Source organism: Anaeromyxobacter sp. SG17, assembly GCF_022690695.1.
Classification (GTDB): Bacteria; Myxococcota; Myxococcia; order Myxococcales; family Anaeromyxobacteraceae; genus Anaeromyxobacter; species Anaeromyxobacter soli.
In genome coordinates, this window is the sequence record NZ_JALCYX010000002.1 from 38,447 (window position 1) to 64,632 (window position 26,186).

A 26,186-nucleotide genomic window follows, 5' to 3' on the forward strand; every position below is an offset into this window, starting at 1 on the left:
TCGGACACCGTAGACGCCTTTCATCAGGTGTCCACGAAACCGGATCAAGCCCACAGATCGAGCTTCTCGCCGATGAGCGAGTAATGGACGCTGTAGAAGTGGTCGTCGTGCTCGACGTGGTAGTCGAAGGCCACCTTCGGCCTCGACCACTCGGCGAGGTCGTACGGGCGCACCGGCAGCGGCTTCAGCGCGCTCCGCTCGATCTCGTCGAAGAGCTGCCGCCGCGACTTGCCGAGCCGGCGCATCGGACGGGCGTTGATGCGCTCCATCAACTCCGCCACCGCGGCTCGCAGCTCGTCCATCGAGTAGAAGGTCCGGTGGCGGAGCGCGGCGAGGATCCACCGCTCCGCGATGAGCACGGCGGCCTCCACCTTCGCCTTGTCGCGCGGGCGCCGCGGCCGCGCCGGGATCACCACCACCTCGTAGTGCCGGGCCAGCTCCGCGTACGTGGGGTTGAGGTCGGGGTCGTACCGGTCGGCGCGCGTAACGCCGACCTTGGGATTGTCCGGCACCCACACCGCGGTCACACCGCCGAAGTACTCGCACGCCCGCACGTGGCAGCCGATCCAGGTCGGCAGATCCTGGTGCAGCACCGGTTCGACGTACGTTAGGTTCGATGCGCCCAGCACGGCGACGAAGAGCACCGCCTTGTGGCACTCGCCTGTGACGGCGTTCACCACGTCGATGCCGTCGCCGCTAAAGTCGATGAAGGTCTTCTCGCCGACCCGATGCGCCTGGCGCATCGTCGCGGACAGCGGCCGAGCCCACCGCAGGTACTTGTCGCAGAACTGGCTGTACTGGAGGCCCGCCGGCTGCGCCTCCTTGTACTCCTGCCAGAGCAGCATCTTCGTGACGTGCCGCCGCTGCAGCTCGGCGTGCACCCACGCCCAGTCCGGCTCCGGCCGGTTAGACACCGGCTTGTGCTCGTCGGGGAAGAGCAGCTTCTCGAGGACCTCGTCGTCGTCGAGCCCGGCTGGCAGCGGCCACCCGAGCTTCGCGAGCTCGATGCGCCCGATGTACTCGCGCGCCGTGCTCGGCGAGATCCCGCAGCTCCGCGCGATCGCCCGACCCGACTGGCCGGCCTGCAACCTCAGCCTGATGATCTCCCGCAGCTTCCGCATCGGTAGCCTCTCGGCCGCCATCCCGCCTCCTTGTGGAGGCGGCATCAGCGGCGGACTACCCAGCGGCGTCAACGCTTCCGAGCGCCCGCTACGGCGAGTCACCGGGTCAGGCGTTCAGCGATCGGCTTGCTCCGGAATCGGTGATCGGCTTCGACCGGAATCCCCGATCGGCTTGGACCGGAATCGGTGATCGGCATGGGCCGGAACCCGCATGCTGGACGTGGACCTGGCGCTCGACGCGTGCGGGGACGAGCTCGTACAGCTCCGTTGTCTTGCCCTCGCCGAGCGTCGTGAAGTCGTGACCGCCGCACTTGGGGCAGGTCTTCTGATCGTCGCGGACCTCGTGGACGATCTTGCGGGTGACGAGTTGGCGCTTCTTCTCGGCGTTCTCGCAGCGCTTCTGCTGGGAAGCGATCCGCTCGGTCTCGGCGCGCGCCGGATCGCGGATCGCCTCCGAGACGGGCGGCATCTTCTCCGAGCGCGGGCCGAACCGGTCACGCTGCAGCTTCTCGAGCGTAGACTCGACTTGGGCGAGCCTGGCCTCGAGCGCCTCGGCCCGCTCTCGCCACTCGCACCGATGGTCGCCGCCGCCCATCGGTGACTGTAGATCACGGCGGAGCGGGCTTGTCCATGGGATGACCGTCCGGACGATCCGCGTGGGGCTGCCAGTGCTCCGGTCGGCGGACGCGGCCGAAGTCGATGCCGTCGAGCAGCATCGCGAGCTGCGTCGCGTCGATCTCGACGGCCATCGTCGATGGGTCCATGTGAGGGAGCTTGAACTGCCCGCGCTCGAGTCGCTTGTAGACGAGGACGAAGCCGCCCTTGTCCCACGTGAGGATCTTCACCCGGTCGCACCGGCGCGAGACGAAGACGAACAAGTGGCCCGAGTACGCATCCTTGGCGAGCTCGTCCTGGACGATCGCGAGCAGGCCGTCGATGGACTTCCGCATGTCGATCGGCGTCGAGCCGATAAAGATGCGGACCGAGCGCGGAATGGTGAGCACGGGCTACAGCGAGGCTGCGAGAGCGCGGAGGTACATGACGTCGGTGCCCGCCGGGAACCGGATGCGCGTGCCCGACGCCAGCGCCAGCTCGAGTAGCCCGTCGTTGGCGGGCATCGCCGCCGCTTGCCGCGCCTTCGGCGCGGAGGCTACCACGCGCACCGGCACGAGACGCGAGCCCTCCGGCGCGGCGGCGCGATCGGGGCCTTGATCAGAGCGCTCCGCGCCCTCCGTCACGAGCGGCCGCGACTGTTTGCGGAGCGTATAGATCCAGTACCGCAGGTTGCTGAGCGAGATCCCTCGTTCCTGAGCAAACTCGCGCTGGCTGAGATCCACCGACTCGTAGTCCGCCACCAGCTTCGTCCACCTCGCCCGATCGTCCTCGCGCATCGCCCTCTCCTTTGTGAGAGCAGCGAGGATCGCCCGGCCGAGATCACGCACGCCACACGCCCACCCCCGGGCGGTTACGTAGATGCGGTCTACCGGGCGGTCACCATGCAGCCGCGGATACCCGAAGCGGGGCCGCGCCGCGGCGAGCTCACGGAGCCTCGTTCGCAGTGGCGTCTGGTTTGTCGCCTTGCTCCGCCAGTAGTACGTGGACCGGCCGAGCCGGATGAGTCTGCAGGCCCGCTGCCTGCTGATGTGGAACGCGCCGACGAGCCAATCGGCGCGCTGTCGCAACGCAGCGGGCCTTAGAATTTTTTTTGCAGGACCTCCTGGAGCATGTGCTTGTCCAGGGTGAGGTCCGCGACGAGGGTCTTCAGTCGCCGATTCTCGTCCTTGAGCTGCTTTACCCGTCGCATCTCGGTGATGCCCATCCCAGCGTACTTCTTCTTCCAGACGTAGAACGTCTGCTCGCTGATGCCGAGCTTCCGGCAAAGCTCGGCAGCCGGCACCCCGGTGTCGACCTGGCGCAGCGCGTGCGCGATCTGCTCTTCGGTGAACCGCGACTTCCGCATCGGTGATCCCCTTCCGCGAGGGACTCAACCAAGCGAAGTCCTGAAGTCACTTTCCGTCCAGTTTTCGGGGGGAACGTCACTACCCCTCCGCATACTCATAGGGATCGGGGAACGTCACGGCGGACGTGAGGACACCCTCGTGCCGGTCCAGACCAAACGCCGACACAAGCTCCTCGGATGAGACACCCTCCACCACCTCATCGGCGGAGCTCACGATATCGCGTGCCAGCGCAACAATCGCATCTGAACCGCAAGCAGCCGGCGTTAGAACCTCGAGCGACCCGCCGAACTCTCCCACTCGCGCTATCGTAACGTCCCGCTCGTTACGCGACAGCAGCGCCGTGACCCGCTGAGAACTTAGAGCACCAGCACTTCTCTTCAGCCGCAGCGCAACATGGTGCCCCACAACCGCCGCGCTTAACTGGTCACCAGGGGGGACCGCAACTCCCGCAAGCTCAGCAGCAACGGGCTCGAGCGAGTGCTTCCGCAAGAGACCGAGCACCTCCTCCGTCACATCGCCCGGCGCGCTCCATGACACTTCAAACTCCCGGAGCTTACGATACGGCCGGGTCCATCTCGTGAGGTCCTCCGCAAACCTGACCACCACCTTCGCATCCCAGTCGGTGACCGGCCTGAAGTGGGCCACCTTGTTCCGCACGGCGATCAGCTTCTTGAATTCACTCTTGACGATATCAAGGGATGCACGCCAATGACGCGAGCACTTTGCCCACAATGGACCTACTAACACGTCCTTCAGGTCGGAAAGATGCACGTACGAAAGCAGCCCGGACTCCAGCGGGTCGATAATGCCATCCGCCAGCTCCTGCGCGCGCCGGCTCTCGGCATCAGACCGCACCGTTGCGCTCAGAGTACCGGCCCAACTACGACCGGCGTGGCCGCGCAATTCCCACCGGGCCAGCAACCGGAGGTACGCCTCGATATCGAACAGCGTCCGGTAAGTGTCGGCGTCCGTGTCGCGACAGAGGCGCGCTGGCATCGCGGCCATTATTGTCCAAGCATGCCACGAAAGGCATCGTAACGCCTTTCCAGATACTCTCTCGCTGTGGCCTCGATCTTCGCCTGCGACGCGTTAGCCGGGAGTTGGCTTCTGGCCAGATCTTCGAAGCCTCTTCGCACCGGCGTCTTCTTCAGCAGGTTTAGGAGAATGAGAGAGAGCCCGTCGTCCGCCTTCTGGAGCTCATTAAACGTCGGTATGTCCTCCAACGCGCCCATGACGATCCACGCGGACAGCCACTTCGACAGTCTCTCGCAGCCAGCGTTGCTGTAGTCCACCTTTCCGTCAGGCTTCAGTCCGATCCCCTTCCAGAACGCCTGCGCCGGACGGGAAAAAGTCGCGTCCTGCAAGCACAGGTCAGTCGCGAGAAGTCGGTTCACTCCCTTGATCCACAGCGTCGTAAACCGTTCAAGCGCAGGCCCATTTCCGCCACGATCACTCACGAACTCGGGATACTGACGCCGCAGTTCCGCGTAGGAGCGAAAGAGCGCCTTCTGGAACACGACGAAGAACGGCCACCGCCCCTTCTTGTACTTGACCTCGATTTCGTCGAGCGGCTTCGAGAAATCTTCGGTGGCGCTCCAGTCGGGAACCTTGCGTACGATCTCCTCCTGAATCTCCATCGCGCGCTTCTTCGCCCTCTCGCCAGTCTCGATCTCCCGGGCAGAGTAGAGGTTCACCAGCTCAGGCTTCAGCAAGCCCTTGGACCTGCAGAAGTCCCACAGCTCTCTGTATGGCTGGATCTCGCTAAAAATCCGGAAGAGGTGCGGGCTCCATAGCGCTTCGAAACGGTCGGCGAGCTGATCAAGGTTTTCTGGAGTCCAGGCGAGGCGCACCTGCTGATCAAAACAGCGCCTAACCTGCGCCATCAGCGCATCCAACATCTTCTTCGAAGGATCGAACTTGTCCGTCAGCCAGCTCTGGATCTTTTCGATCTCCTGCTCGATTCCGTCCGCCCACTCCTCGTCATCATCGAACTCACCATGGGCGATACGCTTCCCAAGCACCTCAATCGCAAGCGCCTCCAGCAGCAGCACCGTCGTGACGAACGGCCCAGTGTCGATCTTGTTGTCTTCGGACATCCAGTCGACAAGCCCGAGCGGGATTCGATTTTCCTGCTCCTTTTCTGTCAAGCGATCAGCAACTAGCCGTCGGACGCACACCCGATGAACGTCCTGATCGTCAAGCAGGATCTCTCGCGCCTGCGGAATGTCCTTCGCGTGCTTGTTCAGGTCGATGAAGATTCGCCGTAGCGTCGCCTTGATCGGATCCGTCCCCTTTGGTTGAGGGGGTAGCGACAGACCTGCGGCCGGATCCGGCACGAGGAACAATACCGGCACCGACGACACATCCCGCTTCGCTGCGTCAGCCAGGTTTCCGAGTTCCTTGATCGCCGCAAGCCTGTGCTGCCCGTCCACAGCGACAGCGACTGTAGTCTTTGCGTCCCAACGCAGCTTCCCGGCCGAGTTCCCTGAGTCCTTAAAGGCTTGGAGCTGGACGCCGCCTACCGAAGCTACCGGCTCGAGGTTCGGATCGTCCATCGCAGGCAACTTCTGCGGCTTATACTCGCCACCGAACGTGTCGCCCTCGCGCGGGAGTAGCGCAATCGTAAGCGCGTTGAAGAACTGCGGCTGGGTCTCAGACTTCAGGTACTTCACCAGCTCCGTTTGAATGCGCTTCCAGTCAATCTCACGCTGAAACAGCTCCGACAGACTCCACTCCTCGCGGGCGCTGCTCGGCAGCTCGTCGATGAGCGTAAATCGCGTTCTCGCGAAGTCCCACGGGACCGCGCACAGGTAATACGGGATGCGGTACTGCCACAGGTGGAACTGACCTCGGAGGTAGAGGAGCTCCGGGGTGAGTTCTACTTGCGCGGTCTTCGTGATTTTCACGCATGTCTCCTAGCCTGGGCGCCGAACGAAAGCAGCAGGACTAAGCCGCGTCAACAATTCCTCGACGAGAAGGCACACGGCATCGGACGCGGCGCCTCCGATCCCCGCACGCTCGATCGCGGCGGCGAGCGTCGCACTGTTGTCAAGGTAGCGATACCTGAGAATGCACTGATCGAGTCTGATGCCTGCTTCCCCGAGCAGCGACTTAAGCTCGGACGCGAACCCACCGGCGATATGGTCTGCGATGCGACGCCTTAGGGAGACCGTCTTCCCGACGTACAACGGCGCCTGCAACGGCGAGGCGAGCTCCAGGATCGCACTCAGCTCCCGCCGCGCATCAGCAGAACGCGACACGGCCTCAAGGAGCTCGGCCCCCCTCTCGCTAAGCCCACCGGAGGTCTCCTGGACTGTTACGGCGTACAGATACCCTAGCGTGGCGTCGTGCGGCGGCGAAAGCCGTGCGGCGAGCAGTTCATTAACGGCGGCGACGAACTGCTCTGCGTCGCCTGCTTCCTGCCCAAGCTGTAGACGCCGATACCAGGCGTAAACGGCGGGACGATCCTGCAGCCGCAGCGCCCGATCACGAGCAGACGCGATCTGGCAGTACTGTACTGTTGTGAACACCTCGTCCATCCGCGTCCTATAGCTGGCAAATCAGGCACGGCAGATCGCCGTCATCATCGTCGTCTGTTGCAGCCGGCGGCGCCAGAATTCGCGCGAGCGTTGTGGGCCGGGCGCCCGCTACTCGCTTTGTGCTCTTGATTTCGGCGACACGCTCAGGACGCGACAGCTCATCGAGGGTTTCGCCCTGCTGCCAGGTGTACCGCTCACCGGTTTCCGGATTCTGCTTCTCGTATTTCTTCGCGAGTTCGAAAAGCTCCGGGTGGTTTTCCATCAATCCGACCCATTCGCTCTTGCGCTGGAAGAAACAAAAGTAGCAACCGGATCTAGTACGCCATCGATAGTACTCCGGAAGCCCGAGGCCCGACTCCTCCAGTATGCGAAGAACTTCCAGCCTTGTGACGCCGTCCTCCTTGAAAGGGAACCGCGCCTGGATGTTCGGCTTAGTCGAAATGTAGCCCTCGCGATCCTCGTCGGCCCTGATTCCTACGTAGCTCACAACGGGATCATCTCCGACGTACTGCTCGAACGGCTTGAGCTTCAGCTGCCGCGTGCACCAGCGCATGCGAGAGGAAGGAAGGTATCCGCCGTACACTCGAAGCCAGTGATCGAAACCCCGTTCAGCATTCAGCCGGATGATTCGCTTTCCCAGAAAGGCTTCAAGCTTGTCGAGGTACTCGTACGTCTCTGCGAGCTCCTTGTTTGTGTCGCAGAACACGTACTCCATCTCGGGCACTCGGTTCTTCATATAGACGGCGAGTGCGGAGCTGTCCTTTCCTCCCGAGAGACTCAGGATGTGGCGCACACTCTTCTTCACCGTACCACCTCGGTATCGTCACGGTTGTTGCCGTGGAATTCGACGATAAGGTCTTTCGCCACCTTGGCGAGCGCAGCAATGACGGCCTCACCTGACACGTCGCCCCGCATAGAATCGACATTCAGGCGCACTTCACGAGATAGCGCCTCGACCATCCGGCGCTCTCCTTCGCGGACAAAGACTACCCGCTCGACGTCGTCGCCTCCCACCTCGGTCACACTGAACCGCACGACGGTGGTTCCCGCCGGAAGCGCCTGTGTGTCCTGAGCGACGAAAGCAGCTTCCAATGCCGCGAACCGACGCGCGAGCACAGTCAAGTTGATGCTGAACCTCGGGAGATCCAGGTCTGTCCACGCTTCTGGGGGTTTCGAAACAACGAGAGTGCCCACGGACACAGCCCAGGCCGCAGGATCGAGCGCGTCGTCGCTGAGCCGAATTAGCAAACCCTTCAACTTAGTGTCCGTGGCGACCTGCAGCAATCGCCTGGCGCGCTCCGCCAGCTCCACTCGCCCCCTGCCGTCATCGTCGGGAACCTGCAGCGCCTTGAATATACTGCCCTGGATGTTACGAAGCAGTTCCGGATACGCGCCTCTCAGCTCCTTCAGCGCTCCAGTGAGCCGAGCCACAAGTTCAGATGGTACAGCACTGGTGCGCTTCGTAGTGATGGGCTGCAGATCGCACGCGCGGGGCAGATCGCGGAAGAGCAGGGTACCTGGTTCTTCGGCCCGCAAGATCGCTTCGCGCACTCGAACGGCAAGCTGCGAAACCTCGCCCGTGTTTCGCGCAAAGTCGGTGAGTTCTTGAATTTCGCGGACAAACTGACGGATGAGCGGGAGAGGACCGTCGTCGACGGAGCCTGCGAGCTCACCGAACAGTCCGGCGCGCGCTCCCGCGACCCTAAAGCGCTGCAGCTCAAACTGGTCTGGCGCCCTCAAGAGGCGTTCCACAACCGCAGGCGTGAGCTCTGGAACGAATGCGCCTTCCTCGTAGATCGCAATCTCCCGATGGGCGAGTGTGACAGCGAGCACTGCGAGGACCGGGATAACGCCGTCCTTCATGCCGAACGGCGGTTTCCTCAAGGCAGCATACACCTGCACCAGCGGGACTCGAACGCCTTCACCTCCCAACGTCGCGATGATCGTATCGAACGCGGCGCTCAAACCGCCCTCATCCTTCGCCCGGGGCTCACAGAGCTGCCACTGGGACTTCCGCTCGCGGTGCGCACCGTGCTGTTCGAGGAGAGTGCGGTACATCGAGAGCTCTGGCGGATGCCCTTCGATGCCAAGGCGTGGCAGCGAGCTGGCCGTCAGCATGCGCTGGATCAGCTCCCTGCGCGCCGCCGCAGCCGCTGATGAGAGCTGGTTACGGTTTAGCAGCTCATTGAAGACAAACGGCGCTTGCGAGTAAGCACGATCACACACCGCAGAAACAGCTTCGGCGAGCTGCCGGCCGGTACTGATAAGAAGGAGCCCTTCTCTGCAGTACCACGCGGACTCTCGCGATCCGTTCAGCAGGGCGGTGATCTCCTGCTGGATGAGATTCTCCGCGTCGGCGATTCTGCCGGCGAGCTCCCGCCGAGCAACAGGGTCACCTTCAAGCTCAACGGTATGGCTCTGAGTCCACTCCAGCGCCGCCAGGTCAAGCCCGATTTCGCGCACACGAGCGGCTTCATTTAAGATGCCGATGATAACGGGCTTAGCGTCGTCAGTGATAGCACTCCACGCCTGCGGGTCGTTCAGCCGAGTCTTCACCTCACGCGCTGCCGCGTCACTCGAAGGAACGACTAGAAAGATCACGCCGTCGGCAGACGAGTCCTCGGGGGCCCATTCGCGTCCGACGACCGACTCGTCTCCGTACTGCACCTCGAAGTAGCGGAAATTCCCCGTGCGAAACAGGTGGCGCCTTGCGACCACCGGGCGAGCGGGAACGATGCGATTCAAGGTCCGCAACAGCTGCGCTCGTGGATCGACCTGCGCATACGCGGCTCGGACCCTGCTCTCGATGTCTAGGTCGCTGCCGTCCCAAAGCTGGAACGAGTTACGGAACTTGCGAAACACCAGGACGGATGACGCCTGGAGGCGGACGAGTGCATCACGGACCCTTGCGCGCGACGACGCACTACCATCCGCGACGCAGAGCTCCAGAATCCGCTCTGAAACCGGCACCCCCGTCGCTTCCGCCAGTGGGCTAAGAAGCCCAACAGTCTTGACGAGCGACGACTCGATCGCGTCAGCGTCAGGCGGCAGCCTACGTAGCGCTGCCTCAGTCTGAGCCCAATGGCGTCCGGCAAGCGAATACAGGCGTTCACCGAAGGCACTCATCAGATAGTCGTAGAGACGATCTGGGCTGAAGAGGCTCGGCTTCTCGTCGACGAACACGGGGGTTTCGAGGAACCCCTGAAAACCGAGGGGCTCGGCGGACGTCAGAAACGCGAAAAGCGAGCGCTCATTCTGAGCTAGCAGCCGAAACATCGGGCCCAGGATCAACGCGGTGACGGGGTGCAACGGCAGGGTAGCGCCTAGGAGTTCCTCCAGGTTCCGCTTGTTCGTAACCGCTCTCGGGCTCGCCTCGGAAGCAACAGCCTTGACGATCTCGTTACAACCAGCACGAACGGCGGGCGGAAGCGGCAGCCGGCGCAACGCGAGGCCTACGAGGCGCAGCACCTGATCCGAATCTTCCTGGAAGGGCACGTCCTCGAAACGGCCCTGCACCTTACCCCATTCGTTGCGCTGCGAGACACTGAGCCGTCCCGCGTACTGGTCGAACGACTGGTGAAGGAGAACTCCGAGGATGATCGGCCGATCACCGCTTCGAGTGGCAGATTCGGCGAGCTCCTGGAGGAGGTGGATATCCGCGCGCTCAGGGTGATGCGCCGCGAACTCAAGGGCCTTACCAGCCTCGTCGATGAGAATGAGCAAACCCTCGCCGTGCTCGCGCAACGCCGCGACGGCGTCCGCAAGCTCCTCAAGGGTCCGGACGACATCGCGCGAGGGGATCCGCTCACCTTGCTCGGCTCTAGCGGCGAGCCGATTCAGTGTCGTCACTAGTCGTGGCGAATTCCTCCGCCAGACCTGCGCGGCCGTTGCCGCAGCAGCCCCAAGCAGCACAGCTTCGAGCGACTTGCGGTCGCCGGTCGCAAGTACAGGGCAGAGCAGCGGGACGGAACGGGAGTGGAAGATCCGGCGATGAAGAGCGGGGTCTTCTTTTGCGAGGAGGCCTCGTGCAACACTGGTCCGCCTCCCATCAGAGCCACGGAGCAGATTAGCTGCAAACACAGCAAATGCCGACTTACCCGAACCGTACGGCCCCGTGAAACTCCACGCCCGCGCGCCGCGCCCCGTCAAGCCGTCGACGACGCGACTCAAAGTGTTCCTCACGAGAGGCGTTACAACATACCCGTTGAGAGACCCGTTGCTGCGATAGTCGCGCTCGAGGTTCACGGAGCGCTCGTAACGCGGCTCTATGTCGACTAGCTCGCGCCACCGACGCTGCTCGTACAGCTTCGTCATCGCGAGACCGCCTTCGCCATTACAAGCTTCCGCGAACTCGAATAGTAGCGCGCAAGCATCATTGTCGGGTCGACCTTACCCTTGATCAGCACCTGCCTCAACCCCGCCGTGTCATCAAAGGTCATGCGGCCGCCAGTAACATGGTCGAGGCGCTCGAGCCTCGCCAGCAACGCATCCTCTGCAAGAGCGAAGATCCTTCCGGGCGAGCCCGGAGAATAGGCCACCTTCTCCAACGAGAGCGTAGACGACCCCTTCACGCCTCCCGCCTGGCGCGCGATCGCGTATGCGACCATCTCGTCCGGTAAAGATGGCTGCGCGCCTCGCGACAACACAAAGCCAGTGCGTCGCCCGAACTCTCTCACTAGGCCGAGCTCGGCGAGTGGACAGTCAAGAGCATCTTCGAAGGTACCCTTCTTCGGCAGGTTCGCCGGCACGTAGGTTCGGACAAAGCAATCTACATCACGCCTGACAGACCCTTCAGACACTCTTGATAGCTGCCGCTCCGAAGCGTATGCGAGCAGCCACTTAACGAGCTCCACCTTCGTGAACTCTGGCTGGGACATTAGATTGAACACCCAGTACCAGGTGGTTGCCCATTCCGGAGAAGACACCAGATTCGCGTGCAGCAGCCACAGCGTACCGGGGTCCTCCAAGTACGGGTCCCAACCCTCATCACCTAGCAAGCTTTCGCCGAGCGGGGTAGGACATAGATGACGCCCGCGATTGTTACGGACCGATGAATCCTCCGCGATGATCCCGCACGCCATGCTCCAGTGGCGCATCGACCGGACCATGTTCTTCCCGACACCGAGCCTCACCAAAGCATCGTCCGCGCCGAACCCACCGGGATCAGCCTTCACGAAGGCGAGCGCCTTCGGAAGCCACGTGTACCGGAACGGAAACGTCTCGTGCCCGGCGAACGACCCCTTCTGCGATGCTTCATCGGCGCGGCTCATGGTCCTGACCTTGGGAGAAGTCGGAGCAGCCTACTCGAACGGGCTGACGGTGCCACTAACCGCGCGTCATTTCGCGTGGTTCGAGCCTTGCGGATGCGAGGCTGGCACGTCGGACGGGACGCGCCAGCGGCGCGCCTGCCAGGTGGCTGAGCGGGTCACGGCAACGGGCTGAGGCTACGCGGGCGTCCCGCTCCCCAGGGCATGCCCGATGACGACCAGCTTCCGCGACGCGAGCAGGGCTTCCCATCCTACCCTGAACCCGATCTCGCCCTGGCCGAGCAGGCCGTACGCCTCTTCTGCGTCAGTCAGCTCACGGAACGCACGGTACCGGGGGTAGCTGGCCGTGACCAGAGCGTCCTTGCGATGAAGAATGGGCGGATTCGCGTATGACGAGTAGTCACGGACGTCATACCGGGCAGTCGGGAGATGGACCTTGACACTCCTCACTAGCGCGGGATGGCCTTCATCATCGAATCCGGGGTACGACAGGAAACTGACGGATCGACCATCCATCGACACCTTGACTATGTCGTAGTCAACATCGCCAACAACCCGCCGCGCCGCGAATATCAACACGCGGACTAGCGCTGGAAGCTCGTCCTCGGCGGAGCGGTGCACGTAGAGCTCGGTTGGCAGGAGCTTGCCAACTGCTGATGCAGCACAGGCGCTGCGGACAACGCTCGGCTGCCCAAGCGAGAAGAGGAACCGGTTTCCCTCCGTGCAGGCCGCCCGGTAACTCCCCCAGATTGCCTTGATGTCCTGTTGGATCGGTTGTGGCAGCGCCTTGAACGGCGGGGCCGCGATCCCCTGCAGCCTCAGCATCGCCAAGTACACAAGAATGTCGTTCTGCCGCTCGACCCGCGAACCGGTATAGGCGTCGCGGTCCACTTCGCTCAGCACTAGCCGAACTAGCCGCTGCGGTGACCCAAACGCTTCTTGCAGGGAAGCAAGCTCCGGAAATTCTGCCTCACCGGGGAAGCGCCCTAGAGCAGTCGCGACTCGGACCAGCTCACGGGCGACCGGATGCGCTGCGAACTCGGCGAATAGATCTGCTCTGTACTCCAGGCGCCGAGTGAACGCTTTGTTCGCAAGGTAACGTTGCTCAAGGCTCTCACTGCGGAACACGTAACCGATACCGAGCGACGCTACGTGCATTCGCGCGGCCAGCGTCTGCTGAATGTATTCCTTGAATTCGTCCTGCGTGTAGAGCTTTTGAAACGTTCCTCGACTAGTTCGCACGCCGTCGGCGCAAGGCTCGCCGTGATCGAGCGCTCGATCCACCCGGACTGCGACAACGAGCAAGTCCTCCGCCAGGCCGTACGCGCTCCTGAGCGCTTCCGCTCGTTCTGCCGAATTCTCGATGACGTTGAGAACGTAGCCGATGTTGACGACCTGCGCGTTAGACAGCTCAGACTGCGGCGCGAAGAATGGATCCCATCCAGTGCATTGGACGCCTCGCGCCGCGAGGAACCGAACGTCGGCTCCATGTCCACAGCCGTAGTCAAGGACGCGAGTCCCAGGCACGATCAGACCGTCTCCGAGCGCGAGCGCTACTGGGCGCGAGCACGTCACGCGGCGAAGGGCAGTTCGCTCGCGACGGATACGGGTAGCGCCCACCTCGTCGGCTTCCATCAGAGCTCCTGGCTTAGAAGTCTAGTGGGGGACGCCTGCATCGGGTACGTTCACACTCGGGTCCATCTCGACGGTCCGAGCCCTCCGGTCACGGACCGCCCACATTCGAGCGCTCGATGCGTCCATCAGACTGCGGTGGGATCAGTTTCGTACCTGCACTCGATCAGCTGCGCGCCACCGGCCGCGCGTGGACGGACCCGATCAGTTTCCGCGAGTACGTTTCCGCTCACTTCGGTCCTGACCGTGCGGCCGCCACGAAGACGGCACAGTTCGTTTCCGTCCAGAGCTGGGGCGGTTTGCGCCCCGAGCTCAGAGAGGCTGGCGCGATGGTGTTCCGCCTTGGCGTGGGCACGTTCGCGCTCGCGAAGGCTGGGCCGGCGGGAGTGGCACGGGACTACTTCCTGCTGGACGACGAGCTCTTTGCAAAGGCAGCGGCGACCTTCATCCCGGACGCGAGCTTCCTGGACATCTACCCCTTTCAGCTCCTCGGCACTCTTCAAGAAGGCGGGGCGGTCAACCTTGCGATCGCGTCCGGAGCACTTGCCCACAGTCTCCGCCTTGACCGTCCGTTCTCTCGCGTCGCCCCAGGTCGAGGAGCCTCCGTCTACGACTTTACGGTTCGGCCGCACGACGCCTACCCGGCTGTTTGGCCGCACGTCGGCGGCCAAGTGGAAGTCGACTGCGTGTTCTTCGGGAAGCGCGATGACAAGTGGAAGCTATTCGTGGTCGAGGCAAAGCTCGGCAGACCGGACAGCTCGTCGCGCCTACCGAAGTACAAGCTTGTATACCCGGTTTCGGCGTTGAGTGGGAAAGGCATCCCCGAGGACATCGAGGTTATTCCCGTGTACCTTCGCTCGTGGTTTGACGAAGACGCCCGCATGGCGTTCTTTGCAACAGCGGAATGCTCTTTGCCGGATGTATGGTCCCCCGTCGTGTCATCCCTGCAACCAGCGTCATCCTCCGTTTTAGCGATGCCCATGGCAATGCTCGGCGCCACACGGAAGCGGCCCAATGTCTGACCCGCTTACCTGGGCGTGCATCGGCGTGCATGGAACGACGTGGTATGTAGATGCCCTCACGGCCAAGTTCTACGAGGTCGCCGCGCTTGCGGACGCACGTCTCTCGGATGGCGACATCACCGTTGACGTGCTGCTCGCGCCACACAAGCCGCCGAAGCGCCTCCCCCGAGGGAAGATTGCGGTGTACGTCTTTTCCTATCGCAGCCGCGCTCTCAAAGTTGGCAAGGCAGGCCCGAAGACAGCCGCGCGATACACCACCCAGCACTACACTGGCAGCGCGCCAAGCACCTTGGCTGGGTCGCTGCTGGCCCACGGGAGCGACATCGGCATTCAATTGACAACTCTTGCAGAAGCCGACGCATGGCTTCGGAAGAACTCAGACCGCGTTAACCTGCTCCTCCCGGTTGAACGCGGCGGGTTCGTACTCACGCTTCTCGAAGCTTTCGTTTCTTGCTGCGTTCGCCCAGTGTTCGAGGGGCGATATGCCAACGAGTACACCGCCTAGCTTCAGCGGCTCCGTTAAACCCGCCCAGTTCTGCGGCCGCCGCTCTTGACCGGCGAAAGCCGTTTATCGTGTCCAGATCCTGTCCAAACTCGCGTGGACTCCGGTGGACTCGGGTTCCCTCGTGTGGACTACCTCCGCGCCCGCAAGTTCGCGTGATTCCTGCAAACCGTAGTGGTAACGTCCATTTGCCCATTAACCCACAGTCAAGCTACGAATCCGAAGGCCAGGCACGCACCAGCGTTGAAGCGAGCGAGTTCGTTTAGCCGCGAGGAGTAGGCGATCCGGGCCGCTCGTGGAGCGACCCGGACCGCCTCGCCGCGGAGCAGCGCGCCGATTACGGACCGATCGCGCTGACGATCGCCTGCAGCTGCTCGTCCGTCAGGCCGAACGTCATGTTCCTGTCCTTGATCAGCTGGACGGTGATGCCCTTGCCCTTCAGGTTGCTCGTCTCGAGCGGCCCGTGGCAGCTCGCGCAGGACTGGCTGTACAGCGCGGCGCCGTCGATCGGGGGCGTGTACGTGCAGGCCTGCTGGACGATGGGCGTGCCGCCGGTGCAGCCGTCCGGCGACGAGGTGAGCACGGTGCGCGTCTGCGTGCCGTCCGCCTGGCAGGCATTCCAGTCCGAGTAGGTGAAGGAGGCGCACTCGACGGCGGGCGGCGTGTACGTGCAGGCCTGCGAGAGCTCCGGGCTACCGCCGGTGCAGCCCTCGGGGGAGGACGTCAGCACCGTGCGCGTCTGCGTTCCGTCGGACTGGCAGGCGTTCCAGTCCGAGTAAGTGAAGCTCGTGCAGGTCGCCGGGGGGCTGTAGGTGCACGGCTGCGAGAGCACCGGGCTACCGCCGGTGCAGGCCTCGGGGGAGGACGTCAGCACCGTGCGCGTCTGCGTCCCGTCAGGCTGGCACGCATCCCAGTCCGAGTAGGTGAAGCTCGAGCAGGTCACCGGGGGCTGGCCGTACGTGCACGACTGCGTGAGCGCGGGCGTACCCGTGCAGCCCTCGGGGCCGGAGGAGATCACCGTCCGCGTCTGCGTCCCGTCCGGCTGGCAGGCGCTCCAGTCCGAGTACGTGTACGCGCACGCCGTCGGAGGGGTCACCGCCGCCGGAAGGTTCTCCGCATGGAACACGCCGGAGGCGAGGTCCGTGAGAGGTGCCGAGAAGATCAGCCCGCCCGTCTCGCGGTTGGTGACCGCCACGTTCCCCTCGCGGTCGCGGGTGACCTTGATGACGCTGAGCAGCGGCACGAGGCCGGTGCTCCCGTGGTCACCCTCGAGCGCCACGGGCCTCGGGACCCGGTAGTTCTCGAAGAGCGGAGCGAGCGCCGGGACCGTGCGCAGCTCATTGAGGACGTCCATGAACGTCTTCACCGCCCGCTCGGGCGCGACCCCAGGTGACAGCTCCGTCGCGGCCGAGCGGACGGCCGCGGTGACCTGCGCGTTGGCCGCGGGCGGGGAGCTGCCGTCACCGCATCCACTGGTGGTCAACCCGGCGACGAGCGCACCGACGGCGAGCGAGTTGAGAATCCGGTTCATCTGCATTGCGTCTCCGATCTCGGCGGCGCCGACCTCCGCTGCGGAGGCCGCGCCGCGCCGTAAAGGGGGCGCCGCGCGCGCCGCGTCCGGATGAGAACGCGGCGGGCGCGGCGTGGGGACGTGTGCCGCGGTCTCGCCTCCTGACCACATCGCGCCAGGGCGGATCCCCGGAGGCGTGCGATCGGACGGGTCACGTCAGCACCAGGCGTGCCCGCGGCGAGTGGACCGATTATCGGTCGCTTGCGCGCCCGGTGCGCCCGCGCGGGCTGCCAGATTTTCGATGTGCGATATCGCTAATCCGAGGTCTACGTGACCCACCCGTGGTGCAGGCCCGCGCGTTGCTGACGGGCAATCATGATTCGCGAACAGGACGCCGAGTGCGGGGAAGGCGTCCCAGCGAAGCTTCGGAGGGGCTCCGACTTCGCCGGCCAGGCGTCAGCGGGCGGCGGGCGCAGCACCCGTGAGATCATGGCTGAACGACAGCGTGATTCACGAATTCGCGCCGCTCGCCATCCCCGGCCAGCGCCCTTCTCCGGGATGGGGCGCCACGATCCGCGCTGCGACCAGCGCGCGCGTGAGCGCGATGTGCATCCGCGTCCCGAACTGCTTCAGGCCAGGGTCCACGTCAGCCACCACGATGGCGGGACGCTCGAGCCCCTTCCAGCGCAGGAAGGTGTCGGCGACGAGTCGGCTCTCCATGTCCGGATCGTCCGCGTGCACGAATGCGTGGCGTCCGATGCGACCGCGCTGGTGGATGGCGTCGGGCGCGGTCTGGCCGCGCAGCGACACGACCCCGATGTCCGCGAGCGTCAGGCCCTGCGAGAGCAGGCGATCGATCTCCTCCCCCACCCGGTCTGCCGTCTTCGCGGCGTCGGCGCACTCGACGAGCGCGATCGTGCGATCGCGCACGGCGGCCGCGATCGCCTTCTCGTCCCCGCTCTCCTCAGCGTAGAGCGCGGCGAGCGCGCCGATGCCCGCAGGGCAGCGCTGACCGCGCGTCAGCCGGAACGTCGTCGCGAACAGGTCGGGGACCGGCGCACGATCGGGCCAGAATCCCTGGCCGGGATCGTGGAAGGCCCACAGCCGCGCGCCCTCGGCGAGCCCGCGGACGAGATACCAGGCCTCGAAGGTGAGGTCCTGCCCCTCGTCCACGACGACGGCGTCCCAGCGCGCCTCGCAGAGATCCGCCGCGCGCTCGTAGGTCGCCTGCCAGTACTCGTTCGCGGTGAGATCTCCCTGCCGGTTCGGACCGTCCGCCGCGTCGGCGATGGACTTGGCGAGCCCGCTCACCGTCTGGACCTCGACGCCGCTGCCGGCGAGCCGCACCTCGAGCCACTTGCGCAGCGGCTGCGTGAAACACAGGAGGAGCACGCGCTTCCCCTCCCCCGCGTGGCGCCGCGCCGCCTCGACGGCGAGGAGCGTCTTGCCCGAGCCGGCGCCGCCGCGGACGAGAACGCGATCGTTGTCGAGGAGGCCGTCGAGCGCAGCCAGCTGGACGTCGTCGAGCGCGAACTGCCGCTCGCCCAGGGAGCGGAGCCTGGTGCCGAGCGAGAGCGCCGGGACCCACGTCTCGCCCCACATCTGATGGAGCCGGTCCATCCAGCCGGACGTGCCCGGCTGCGGCGGCGGCAGGGCGCGCTCGACGACGCCGGGGAGCGCCTCCCCGAGCCAGCGCAGCTGCATCCGTCCCAGGACGACGCCGCGCAGCACGTCTTCCTGCGGTTGCTCGTCGAAGTCGGTGTCCGGCAGAGCCAGCGCGGCGCCGAATGCTGGCGGATAGCACTTCCAGTCCTTCAGGCGCTGCTCGAGCTTGTGCATGAACCCGTGCGCCTGATCGAGGGGAGTCGTGTCGAACGGGATCCCATTCGTGAACCAGCGCCCGTCGCGCTGCTCGATGCGGCCGCCCTTCACCTCCAGGATCAGGAACCCCCGCTGCGGGTGAGCGAGGACGAAATCCCCCTCTCCCAGGTAGTTCCTGCCGTCGCGGATGCGGAGCGAGTGCCAGGCGGTCCAGCCGGACGGCAGCCCGTTCTTCAACGCCTTCCAGACGGTTCGCTCTGCTTCGGACTTGGCGGGGCGCGGCGCTTCGGCGGGGTTCAGGCGCGGGGGCGGCACCGGGACAGGGTGCCAGAAGGCGGAAGCGAGTCAAACGGTGCTGGCCGAGAGTGCAATCAGGCGGAAGAGCGTCGTAGCGAACCCAAACCGCCGCGAACGTTCTCGGCACCGTGTTCGTCGACTCGGCCGTGTCCGTCGCTCGGGTATGCTTGTGCCATGGCAGCAGGCAAAGCACTCCTCTTCGCCCTCTTCGCCTCCGCAGCGGCCCCCGTCGCCGCTCGCGCCGAGCTCGACGTACGCGTTGACGGCCGCGCCTGGGCGACCATCGAGGACGACGGCACGGTTCGCGTGAACGGTCGCGGCGTCGGGCGCATCCAGCCGGACGGAACGGTGCAACGCGACGGGAGGAGCGTCGGGGACGTCGAGGACGACGGGACGATCCGCGCTTCCGGGAAGTTCATCGGTCGCGTGGAGCAGGACGGCACCGTGCGCCGGGGCGGCCGGGCCATGGGCGCCATCGAGGACGACGGAACGCTGCGCCTCGACGGCCGCGCGTGGGGGAGCGTCCGGAACTGCTGCGGCGACCCGGCGTCGAAGCGGACCATTGCTGCGTTGCTCGCGTTCTTCGCGGAGGGATGGTTCTGACATCCCGCACAGGAGGCTCAACGGTGTTGAACGATCCCGACTCCACGAAGAAGCTCGAGCTGGTGCGTGTTCAAGGACCGACCGCGATAAATGTCGACGCAGCTATCGATGACAAGGGCGATCTGGTCCTGTCCGGGCAGGACATCGGACGGGCGCCCCGGGAGGTCTTCGGGAGGGGCGACCTCGAGTATTTCCTGAAGGTCCGCCACGAGCACAAGGACGCCCTTCTCCTCGCGTTGCTCGAGCGGCTCTACCGAGACGACGCTTGCGCCGTGAGCCGGCTCAGGGAACTGCTCGAGGCGAAGGGGATACCGGGCGAGTTCTTCAGCTTCTAGGTCTGCACCGAAAAGCCACGCCACCCTGACGCAATGACCGGGCTCTCGAGGAGGTGCGTCGCCGTCGTCAGCGGCGGGCGCCGGCCCGGCCCGTCTCCTCGCGTGCCTTCTCGTACCAGCGCACTCCCGCGGCGGAGCTGGCCTCGAGCTCGGCGATGACCTGCGCGCCGAGGAGCAGGATGACGAAGACGATCTCGAGTGAGACCAGGACGACGACGACGGTCGCGAGCGATCCGTAGAGCACGTTCACCATCGAGAGGTTGGTGAAGAAGTAGACCATGAACAACGCGGTGAGCCGCCATAGCGCCGCCGCGGCCAGGCCTCCGACGAACGCGCGCCGAGCGGAGATCCTGACCACCGGCAGGACGCGGTAGATGCCGGCGAAGACGGCGACCAGCCCCAGGAACCCCGACGCCCGCAGGAGCAGCTTGATCCCGGACGCGAGCGGGCGCTGCAGGCCGAACATCCGCAGGTGGTGCTCGCCGAGGGCGTCGACGGCGGCGGTGAGCACGGTGACGCCCAGGAGCGCGACCATCAGCACCAGCATGAACAGATAGGGAAGCAGGGCCGAGACCCAGAAGCTCCGGTGCGCGGCGTGGCCCGACGAGTGGAAGATCGCGGCGACTGCCTGCTCCAGCATTCGAAACGCGATCGAGCTGAAGAAGAGCATGCTCACCACGCTGAGCGCGCGGGTCGGCGCCTCGGTCTCGAGGAACGTCCGCGCAGCCTGCAGGACGGCGTCCGCGTGCTGAGGAACGAGGGCCGTGAGCTCCGGGCGCAAGATGTCGATGATGCGAGCCTCGTCGAACAGGATCGAGAGCGCGGCCACCACCAGCGTCAGGAAGGGCACGAGCGAGAGCAGCGCGTTGTAGCCAACCCCGCCGGCGAGCAGGATGCCGCGGTTGCGCGAGAACGCGCGCAGGGTTCGCCCTGCGAAGCGCAGCAGCCGCGTGACCCATCTCGACGCGTCACCCACCGGGCTCATGGCCTCACCTCGCCGTCGTCTCCTACTCGCAGCGCCGGGAGCAGGCTCGCGACCTCGCGCCGGTTGGCCACGAAGTCGTCGTCCACGAATCAGGTCCTCACGGCGAGCGTCGGCTTCTTGGGCAGGTGACGCAGGCCCATCCACGCGAGCGCCGCGAGGTGATTCGCGACCTCGTCGACGCTGGGCTCGCGGGTCTCGGTCCACCACTGGCCGACCGACGTCACCATCCCGATGAGCGCGTGCGCGTAGATGGGCGCGGCCTTCGGGTCGTACCCCGCGTCCTTGAACGTCGCGCTGAAGATGTCGCCGACGCGTTCCGCCACGTCGTTGAGGAGGCTCGACATGCCACCCGTCGCCGAGGCGGCGGGCGCACCGTGAGCCAGGACGGCGAATCCGTCGGGGTGATCCCTCACGTACGTGAGGAAAGCCAGCGCCGAGCGCTCGACGCGCTGACGTGGCGAGCCCGTCGCGATGGCCTCGGCGATCCGCCGCACCACGTACTCCATCTCGCGATCGACCACGACCGCGTAGAGCCCCTCCTTCCCCCCGAAGTGCTCGTAGATGATGGGTTTGGAGATCTTCGCGTGCTCCGCGATCTCCTCGACCGACGTCGCCTCGTACCCGCGCTTCGCGAACACCGCGCGCCCCACGTCGATGAGCTGGGCGCGACGGGCCGCCGCGGTGAGTCGTCGACCCCGTTCAGACATGGGAGGATCGTATTACCACTAAGTAACCTACTCAATCGTAAGGGCGCCTGGACGCTCGCACCCTCGCATCGGTGTGCCCCTTGCGCCGGGCGGGCTGCGCTTGTTACGGTATGGTAACCTACTGGACAGTAACCCGTTCGCGCCGCGGCGCCTCCGGCCTGCGCCGGGCGCTCCGAGCCGCCGCGGCATCGACTCGCCTCACCAGCACGGAGCGGACATGCGAATCGAAGACGCAACCCCGGGGACGAAGCCTCGCCCGGGATCCCGGCCCGCCCTTCCGCCACTCTTCGTGAAGGGCAAGAAGCTCAGCGTGCCCATCGTGCAGGGGGGCATGGGCGTCGGCGTGTCGCTTCACCCCCTCGCCGGCGCGGTCGCCCGCGAGGGCGGGCTCGGCGTCGTGTCGAGCGCGGCCATCGATCGGGTGGTCTCGAAGCGGCTGGGCAGGAAGGTCGGCACGTACGAGGCGGTGCGCGAGGAGATCGCCGCGTCCAGGTCCCAGGGCGGCCTCGCGGGCATCAACATCATGGTCGCCCTGCAGCGCGACTTCGCCGACTCGGTCCGGGGCGCCATCGACGCCGGCGCGGACGCCATCATCTCGGGCGCCGGTTTGCCGACGTCGCTGCCCGCCATCCAGGCGCCGCGCGACACCGCCCTCATCCCGATCGTCTCCTCGGCTCGCGCCCTCGAGATCATCATCAAGAAGTGGGAGAAGCTCGGCTACCGCCCGGACGCCGTCGTGCTCGAGGGCCCGCTGGCGGGCGGCCACCTCGGCTTCAAGTTCGACGAGATCGGCCTGCCCTCGAATACGCTCGAGGCCCTGCTCCCGCCCGTGAAGGACATGGCGCGCCGGCACGGTGACTTCCCGGTGATCGCCGCCGGCGGCATCTTCACGCACGAGGACATCGTCAGCATCCTCCGGCAAGGCGCCGACGGGGTGCAGATGGGGACGCGCTTCCTCGCGACGGAGGAGAGCACCGCCGACGACGCCTACAAGCAGGCGGTCGTGAACGCGACCCAGGACGACATCGTGGTGACCCGCGATCCCGGGTCGCCGTGCGGCCTACCGTTCAGGGTCCTGAAGCAGTCGCCGATGTTCCGCGCCACGCTGGAGGGGAGGCGCAAGCCGGCCTGCAACAAGGGGTACGTGCTGCTCAAGGACGGCGACGGCAAGTTCAATCGCTGCCTCGCGAAGGAAGACGGCGACCACTACTTCTGCATCTGCAACGGGCTGCTCAGCTCGGCGGGCTACAACCCCGAGGACGAGGAGCCGCTCTACACCGTCGGCAGCAACGCCTATCGCGTCGAGGGCGTCGTGCCGGTCAAGGCGCTCATGGACGAGCTGCGCGGCGTCGCGACGTCGCGCGCCCGCGCTGGCGACGCCTGCTTCGCGCCCGGGAATTGAGCTCCGCTGCGGCAGGTGGTCCCCGCCGATGCGTGCACGCCGTCACCCCGGCAGGTCGATCTCGACCGAGGTCAGGGGACGGGTCACGTCGAGGCTCCACGAGGTGATCGACGCGTGACACACGAGGGAACGCGCGCGGTCGAGCTCCCGCAATGCCTCGCGCGCGGTCGCCTCGGAGGAGAAGACCCCCAGCACGCGCGTCACCGGCCCCGTGGCGCCGTCCTCCTCGTACTGCACCACGAACGCGCTCGCAGGCTTAGCGATGTCAGCCTGGGTCGCAGCGGCTTCGCGCGCGGCGCATCGCGCAAGCACCGACGCGCTCTCGCTCGCGAGGAGGAGGAGGCGCGTGCGATCGCCTGGAGTGAACGCGCGCTCTTTCGGAAACGCGATCGACAGCACCGCGTGGGCCGAGTCCTCGTCCGGAACAGGTACTCCCAGCCAGGCGCCGGCGCCGCGGGCGAGCAACGCCGCGGAGGTCTCCGGAAAGCGCACGGCCAGCTCCTTCGGATCGAGCCAGAGCGGCTCCTCGAGTCGTGCCACCTCCGCCTCGGCGGCCTGCGGCCCCGCTCCGTCTCGGCCTTCGCCGGCAACGTCACGAGGCGTCAACTCCACGCCGAGAGCGCCGAATGCGTCAGGACCGAAGTCCACGAGCGCAGCGACGACGTCCTTCGCGGTCTCTGCACCGAACAGCGCGCTGGTGAATGGCTGGACCCGCTCGAGATCGTCCGCCGCGTGCACCGCGGTCACCGCCTCCGCCTCGGCGCGCGCTCGCGCGAAGCGCTCCCGCTCGTACAGGTGAGTGCGATCCTCGAACTGCTTGTCGCTGCGGCGCTGCCGGACCCCACACGCAGCGAGCGCCTTCTCCGAGGCGTTCGCGCGTGCGCGCTCCTGGGTGAAGAGACTTCCTCGCGCGAGCGCGTTTCCGCATGCTGCCGCGACCTCGCCAAGAAATGCGCGCGCGTGGGGGTCGAACTCCTGCTCTGCGTCGAACGCGAGCGTCAGGACTCCGTTCGTCTCATCGTCCGCGACGAGAGGCAGGAATGCCCACGACGCGCCGAAGGGTCCCCCGGTGAGTGCGTCGAACTCGATGCCCGGGTAGTGCTGGGGTGCTTCCGCCAGCGAGCTGATCCAGAGCGGCGCGCCGGCGCGGGCGGCATGCTGCTCTGGCCCCGTTGAGCCGATCGAGGCCTCTTCCTCGTCGCGACGGGTCGCCGCAGCTCCCGTCGCCTCGGCAACCAATGCGAGCGTGGCGTCATCGCGCAGCTCCATGACCTGCGTGACGGACGCGCCGGTGAGCGCACCCGCTCGTTCGGCCGCGATGACCGCGATGTCCGCGTGCTCGCAGGCAACGGCGAGCGCTCGAGACAGGTCGAGCAGCCGAGCGAGGTCGTCTGGGGTGAGCACCACCCCGTTCTTCTGTGTGGCGTCCTCGGCGACGTGCGCAGCCGAGCTCGCGCGATCGCGCTGAGCGTGAGTCGTCGCCATGTGCTGGCTCCGGGAGCCGCCACGGCGCGAGCGAGATGCGGGTGAGGGGCGACTGCTGGGTGGATGTATATGCGTCCGCGTGCCGCGCCGCTGGATCTTCTGTCTCACCCGCGCGGAAGTCCCCTCCACCGAGGGCTCGCCCTCCAGGGGCCGTCCCCTCTCTCGACCCGCGTGGCGTGACGGACGCATGGCTTGGCTCGTCTACGATCGATCCGTGCGCGCCCTCCTCGTCCAAGCCCGCAGCCCGGAAACCTACTGGAGCTTCGAGCACGCCCTGCCGATCATCCGGAAGGACGCCACCTTTCCCCCGCTGGCCATCGCGACGCTCGCCGCGCTCCTGCCGGACGGCTGGGAGCTGCGCCTCCGCGACCTCAACGTCGGCCCGCTCGACGACGCCGATCTGGCGTGGGCCGATGCCGTGCTCGTCTCTGGCCTGCTGGTGCAGGCGCCATCGGTGCGGGAGGTCCTCCGCCGTGCGCGCGCCATGGGCCGTCGCACGGTGGTGGGCGGCGCCGCCGTGAGCAGCGCGCCCGAGCTCTTCGAGGAGGCCGACCACGTGTTCTGCGGAGAGGCGGAGGGGAGGCTCGACCTGCTCGTGCGCGTGCTCGAGTCGCCCGCGCCCGATTCGCCGCGCCTGCTGTCGCCCGAACGTGACGATCGCCCCGACCTGCGCCTCGCTCGCGTGCCGCGCTTCGATCTGCTCGACCTCTCCCGCTACGGCAGCCACGCGCTTCAGTTCTCGCGCGGCTGCCCTTACAGGTGCGAGTTCTGCGACATCATCGAGATCTTCGGCCGCGTACCCAGGGTCAAACCGCCGGATCAGGTCCTCGCCGAGCTCGACGCCCTGCGCGCGCTGGGTGCCCGCGGCACGCTGTTCTTCGTGGATGACAACTTCGCCGGGAACCGGCGCGCGATCGCGCGCCTGCTCCCTGCGCTCCGAGCGTGGCAGGAGCGGAACGGCTTTCCGTTCGCGTTCTGCACCGAGGCGTCCGTCGACCTGGCGATGCACCCCGAGCTGGTGAAGGCCATGGTCGACGCGGGATTCGGGCAGGTCTTCCTCGGTCTGGAGACACCCTCTCGCACGGCGCTCGCGCAGGCGGGAAAGACGCAGAACCTGCGCATGCCGCAGGAGCAGGCCGTCGAGGAGCTGACACGGGCGGGGCTCGAGGTTTACGCGGGGTTCATCATCGGCTTCGACACCGATGGCCCGGACATGTTCGATCGGCAGCTCGCGTTCATCTCGGGCCTGCCGATCCCGCGGGCCATGGTGAACCTGCTGATCGCCCTCCCGGGAACGCGGCTGTGGCGGCGCCTCGAGGAGGAGGGTCGCTTGCGAGGCGTGCCGTCCGGCGACTCATTCGAACGTCCGAACTTCGTGCCCGCGCTCGACGAGCGGGCGCTGCTCGCGGGGTACCGTCGCCTCCTCGCGTCGCTGTATTCACCCGCCGCATATTACCGGCGCTGCGCGCTCCACCTGGACCAGGCGCCGCAGCCGCGCCGTGCCGTCGCGCACAGCATCAGCAACGGATCGCTCGGGACGCTGGGCCGGGCGATCTGGCGGCTCGGCATCCGCGGCCGTCGCAGGCAGCTCTTCTGGAGGCTCATGGCGCACGCGCTGCGCCGCGGCACGGCCGCATTGCCGCGCGCGGTGATGTTCGCGATCGTCGGGGAGAGCCTCATCCGCTACACGGAAGAGGTCGTGCTCCCGCGCATCGATGCATCGCTCTCGGAGCTGAACGCGAGCAGCGCATCGCTTCCGAAAAAGGAGGAAGCGAGCAGCGCCTTGCGCGCCCCGCGCCCTCGGCACGTCGACGGCAGCAGCACCCTGCTCACGAACGGGCCGTAGGGGTTCCGCACCAGCCCGCTCTTCCCCGGACGGGGCAACCCTCGGCGCTGTTCCGGATGCGCTGGAGCGAATATCGCAGGGGCGCCGCGACGAACGTCCCGTTAGACTGATGTCATCAGCCCCGCCGCATCGTCCCGATGACGCGCCGCTG

21 protein-coding genes and 2 pseudogenes are annotated in these 26,186 nt (G+C 66.0%); 6 read left to right on the forward strand and 17 right to left on the reverse strand.

The genetic code is table 11. From position 1 onward, the window contains the following. Positions 1–44: 44 nt before the first annotated feature. The 12 genes and pseudogenes from istA to MNY60_RS01330 all read right to left on the reverse strand — a co-directional run bounded on the left by istA (position 45) and on the right by MNY60_RS01330 (position 13,523). Positions 45–1,121, reverse strand: coding sequence for an IS21 family transposase (gene istA / locus MNY60_RS01275; protein ID WP_242359864.1), 1,077 nt, complete (start codon positions 1,119–1,121; stop codon positions 45–47). A 214-nt stretch (positions 1,122–1,335) separates the two neighbouring features. Further along, positions 1,336–1,716: pseudogene (locus tag MNY60_RS01280) on the reverse strand (IS66 family transposase zinc-finger binding domain-containing protein); the annotation flags it as partial. A gap of 13 nt (positions 1,717–1,729) precedes the next feature. After that, positions 1,730–2,125 carry an IS66 family insertion sequence element accessory protein TnpB gene (tnpB, locus tag MNY60_RS01285; protein WP_308197107.1) on the reverse strand — a complete coding sequence of 132 codons (396 nt, stop codon included), beginning with the start codon at positions 2,123–2,125 and terminating at the stop codon, positions 1,730–1,732. Positions 2,126–2,128: 3 nt separating this feature from the next. Continuing rightward, positions 2,129–2,512: an IS66 family insertion sequence element accessory protein TnpB gene (locus tag MNY60_RS01290; RefSeq protein WP_242359933.1), complete on the reverse strand. Its 384-nt coding sequence runs from the start codon at positions 2,510–2,512 to the stop codon at positions 2,129–2,131. Positions 2,513–2,617: 105 nt separating this feature from the next. After that, positions 2,618–3,081, reverse strand: a pseudogene (locus MNY60_RS01295) (transposase); the annotation flags it as partial. Between the two features lie 79 nt (positions 3,082–3,160). Further along, entirely contained in the window at positions 3,161–4,078 is a 918-nt protein-coding gene (locus tag MNY60_RS01300; protein ID WP_242359866.1) for a hypothetical protein, read from the reverse strand. Positions 4,079–4,086: 8 nt separating this feature from the next. Further along, the gene (locus tag MNY60_RS01305; protein WP_242359867.1) at positions 4,087–5,988 is read right to left on the reverse strand and encodes a DNA sulfur modification protein DndB; all 1,902 of its coding nucleotides are present in this window, start codon (positions 5,986–5,988) and stop codon (positions 4,087–4,089) included. Between the two features lie 9 nt (positions 5,989–5,997). Further along, positions 5,998–6,621, reverse strand: a complete 624-nt coding sequence (locus MNY60_RS01310; RefSeq protein WP_242359868.1) for a GIY-YIG nuclease family protein — start codon at positions 6,619–6,621, stop codon at positions 5,998–6,000. Positions 6,622–6,628: 7 nt separating this feature from the next. Beyond that, positions 6,629–7,426: a phosphoadenosine phosphosulfate reductase family protein gene (locus MNY60_RS01315; protein WP_242359869.1), complete on the reverse strand. Its 798-nt coding sequence runs from the start codon at positions 7,424–7,426 to the stop codon at positions 6,629–6,631. Then, positions 7,423–10,935, reverse strand: a complete 3,513-nt coding sequence (locus tag MNY60_RS01320) for a hypothetical protein (protein WP_242359870.1) — start codon at positions 10,933–10,935, stop codon at positions 7,423–7,425. Before MNY60_RS01320 ends, MNY60_RS01315 begins: the two co-directional genes overlap by 4 nt. Beyond that, positions 10,932–11,891 carry a DUF4007 family protein gene (locus MNY60_RS01325; protein WP_242359871.1) on the reverse strand — a complete coding sequence of 320 codons (960 nt, stop codon included), beginning with the start codon at positions 11,889–11,891 and terminating at the stop codon, positions 10,932–10,934. The genes MNY60_RS01320 and MNY60_RS01325 overlap by 4 nt, the downstream gene beginning before the upstream one ends. 174 nt (positions 11,892–12,065) lie before the next feature. Further along, entirely contained in the window at positions 12,066–13,523 is a 1,458-nt protein-coding gene (locus MNY60_RS01330; RefSeq protein ID WP_242359872.1) for a DNA phosphorothioation-associated putative methyltransferase, read from the reverse strand. Positions 13,524–13,639: 116 nt separating this feature from the next. On the opposite strand from MNY60_RS01330, the gene MNY60_RS01335 reads away from it, so the two are divergent. Both MNY60_RS01335 and MNY60_RS01340 read left to right on the forward strand, forming a co-directional pair. Further along, complete coding sequence (locus MNY60_RS01335; protein WP_242359873.1) at positions 13,640–14,542, forward strand: hypothetical protein; 903 nt, start codon at positions 13,640–13,642, stop codon at positions 14,540–14,542. Further along, complete coding sequence (locus MNY60_RS01340; protein ID WP_242359874.1) at positions 14,535–15,047, forward strand: hypothetical protein; 513 nt, start codon at positions 14,535–14,537, stop codon at positions 15,045–15,047. Before MNY60_RS01335 ends, MNY60_RS01340 begins: the two co-directional genes overlap by 8 nt. A gap of 334 nt (positions 15,048–15,381) precedes the next feature. On the opposite strand, the gene MNY60_RS01345 is transcribed toward MNY60_RS01340, so the two are convergent. After that, positions 15,382–16,575: a cytochrome c gene (locus MNY60_RS01345; RefSeq protein ID WP_242359875.1), complete on the reverse strand. Its 1,194-nt coding sequence runs from the start codon at positions 16,573–16,575 to the stop codon at positions 15,382–15,384. A gap of 489 nt (positions 16,576–17,064) precedes the next feature. Next, positions 17,065–18,690, reverse strand: a complete 1,626-nt coding sequence (locus MNY60_RS01350) for an NERD domain-containing protein (RefSeq protein ID WP_308197108.1) — start codon at positions 18,688–18,690, stop codon at positions 17,065–17,067. Positions 18,691–18,846: 156 nt separating this feature from the next. On the opposite strand from MNY60_RS01350, the gene MNY60_RS01355 reads away from it, so the two are divergent. Beyond that, positions 18,847–19,275, forward strand: a complete 429-nt coding sequence (locus MNY60_RS01355) for a hypothetical protein (RefSeq protein ID WP_242359877.1) — start codon at positions 18,847–18,849, stop codon at positions 19,273–19,275. Between the two features lie 26 nt (positions 19,276–19,301). Continuing rightward, a complete protein-coding gene (locus MNY60_RS01360; RefSeq protein ID WP_242359878.1) occupies positions 19,302–19,610 on the forward strand; it encodes a hypothetical protein in 309 nt (102 codons plus the stop codon). Between the two features lie 67 nt (positions 19,611–19,677). On the opposite strand, the gene MNY60_RS01365 is transcribed toward MNY60_RS01360, so the two are convergent. Together MNY60_RS01365 and MNY60_RS01370 are read right to left on the reverse strand one after the other, a co-directional pair. Next, positions 19,678–20,595, reverse strand: a complete 918-nt coding sequence (locus tag MNY60_RS01365) for a YihY/virulence factor BrkB family protein (RefSeq protein ID WP_242359879.1) — start codon at positions 20,593–20,595, stop codon at positions 19,678–19,680. Between the two features lie 89 nt (positions 20,596–20,684). After that, positions 20,685–21,302 carry a TetR/AcrR family transcriptional regulator gene (locus MNY60_RS01370; protein WP_242359880.1) on the reverse strand — a complete coding sequence of 206 codons (618 nt, stop codon included), beginning with the start codon at positions 21,300–21,302 and terminating at the stop codon, positions 20,685–20,687. Between the two features lie 310 nt (positions 21,303–21,612). On the opposite strand from MNY60_RS01370, the gene MNY60_RS01375 reads away from it, so the two are divergent. Next, positions 21,613–22,704 carry a nitronate monooxygenase family protein gene (locus MNY60_RS01375; protein WP_242359881.1) on the forward strand — a complete coding sequence of 364 codons (1,092 nt, stop codon included), beginning with the start codon at positions 21,613–21,615 and terminating at the stop codon, positions 22,702–22,704. 42 nt (positions 22,705–22,746) lie between these two features. Here MNY60_RS01375 and MNY60_RS01380 read toward each other — a convergent pair whose 3' ends face one another. Then, positions 22,747–24,189 (reverse strand): GAF domain-containing protein, encoded by a 1,443-nt coding sequence (locus MNY60_RS01380; RefSeq protein ID WP_242359882.1) that lies wholly within the window; start codon positions 24,187–24,189, stop codon positions 22,747–22,749. Positions 24,190–24,376: 187 nt separating this feature from the next. On the opposite strand from MNY60_RS01380, the gene MNY60_RS01385 reads away from it, so the two are divergent. After that, on the forward strand, positions 24,377–26,035 hold the full coding sequence (locus MNY60_RS01385) for a B12-binding domain-containing radical SAM protein (protein WP_242359883.1): 1,659 nt from the start codon (positions 24,377–24,379) through the stop codon (positions 26,033–26,035). The last annotated feature ends 151 nt before the right edge of the window (positions 26,036–26,186 follow it).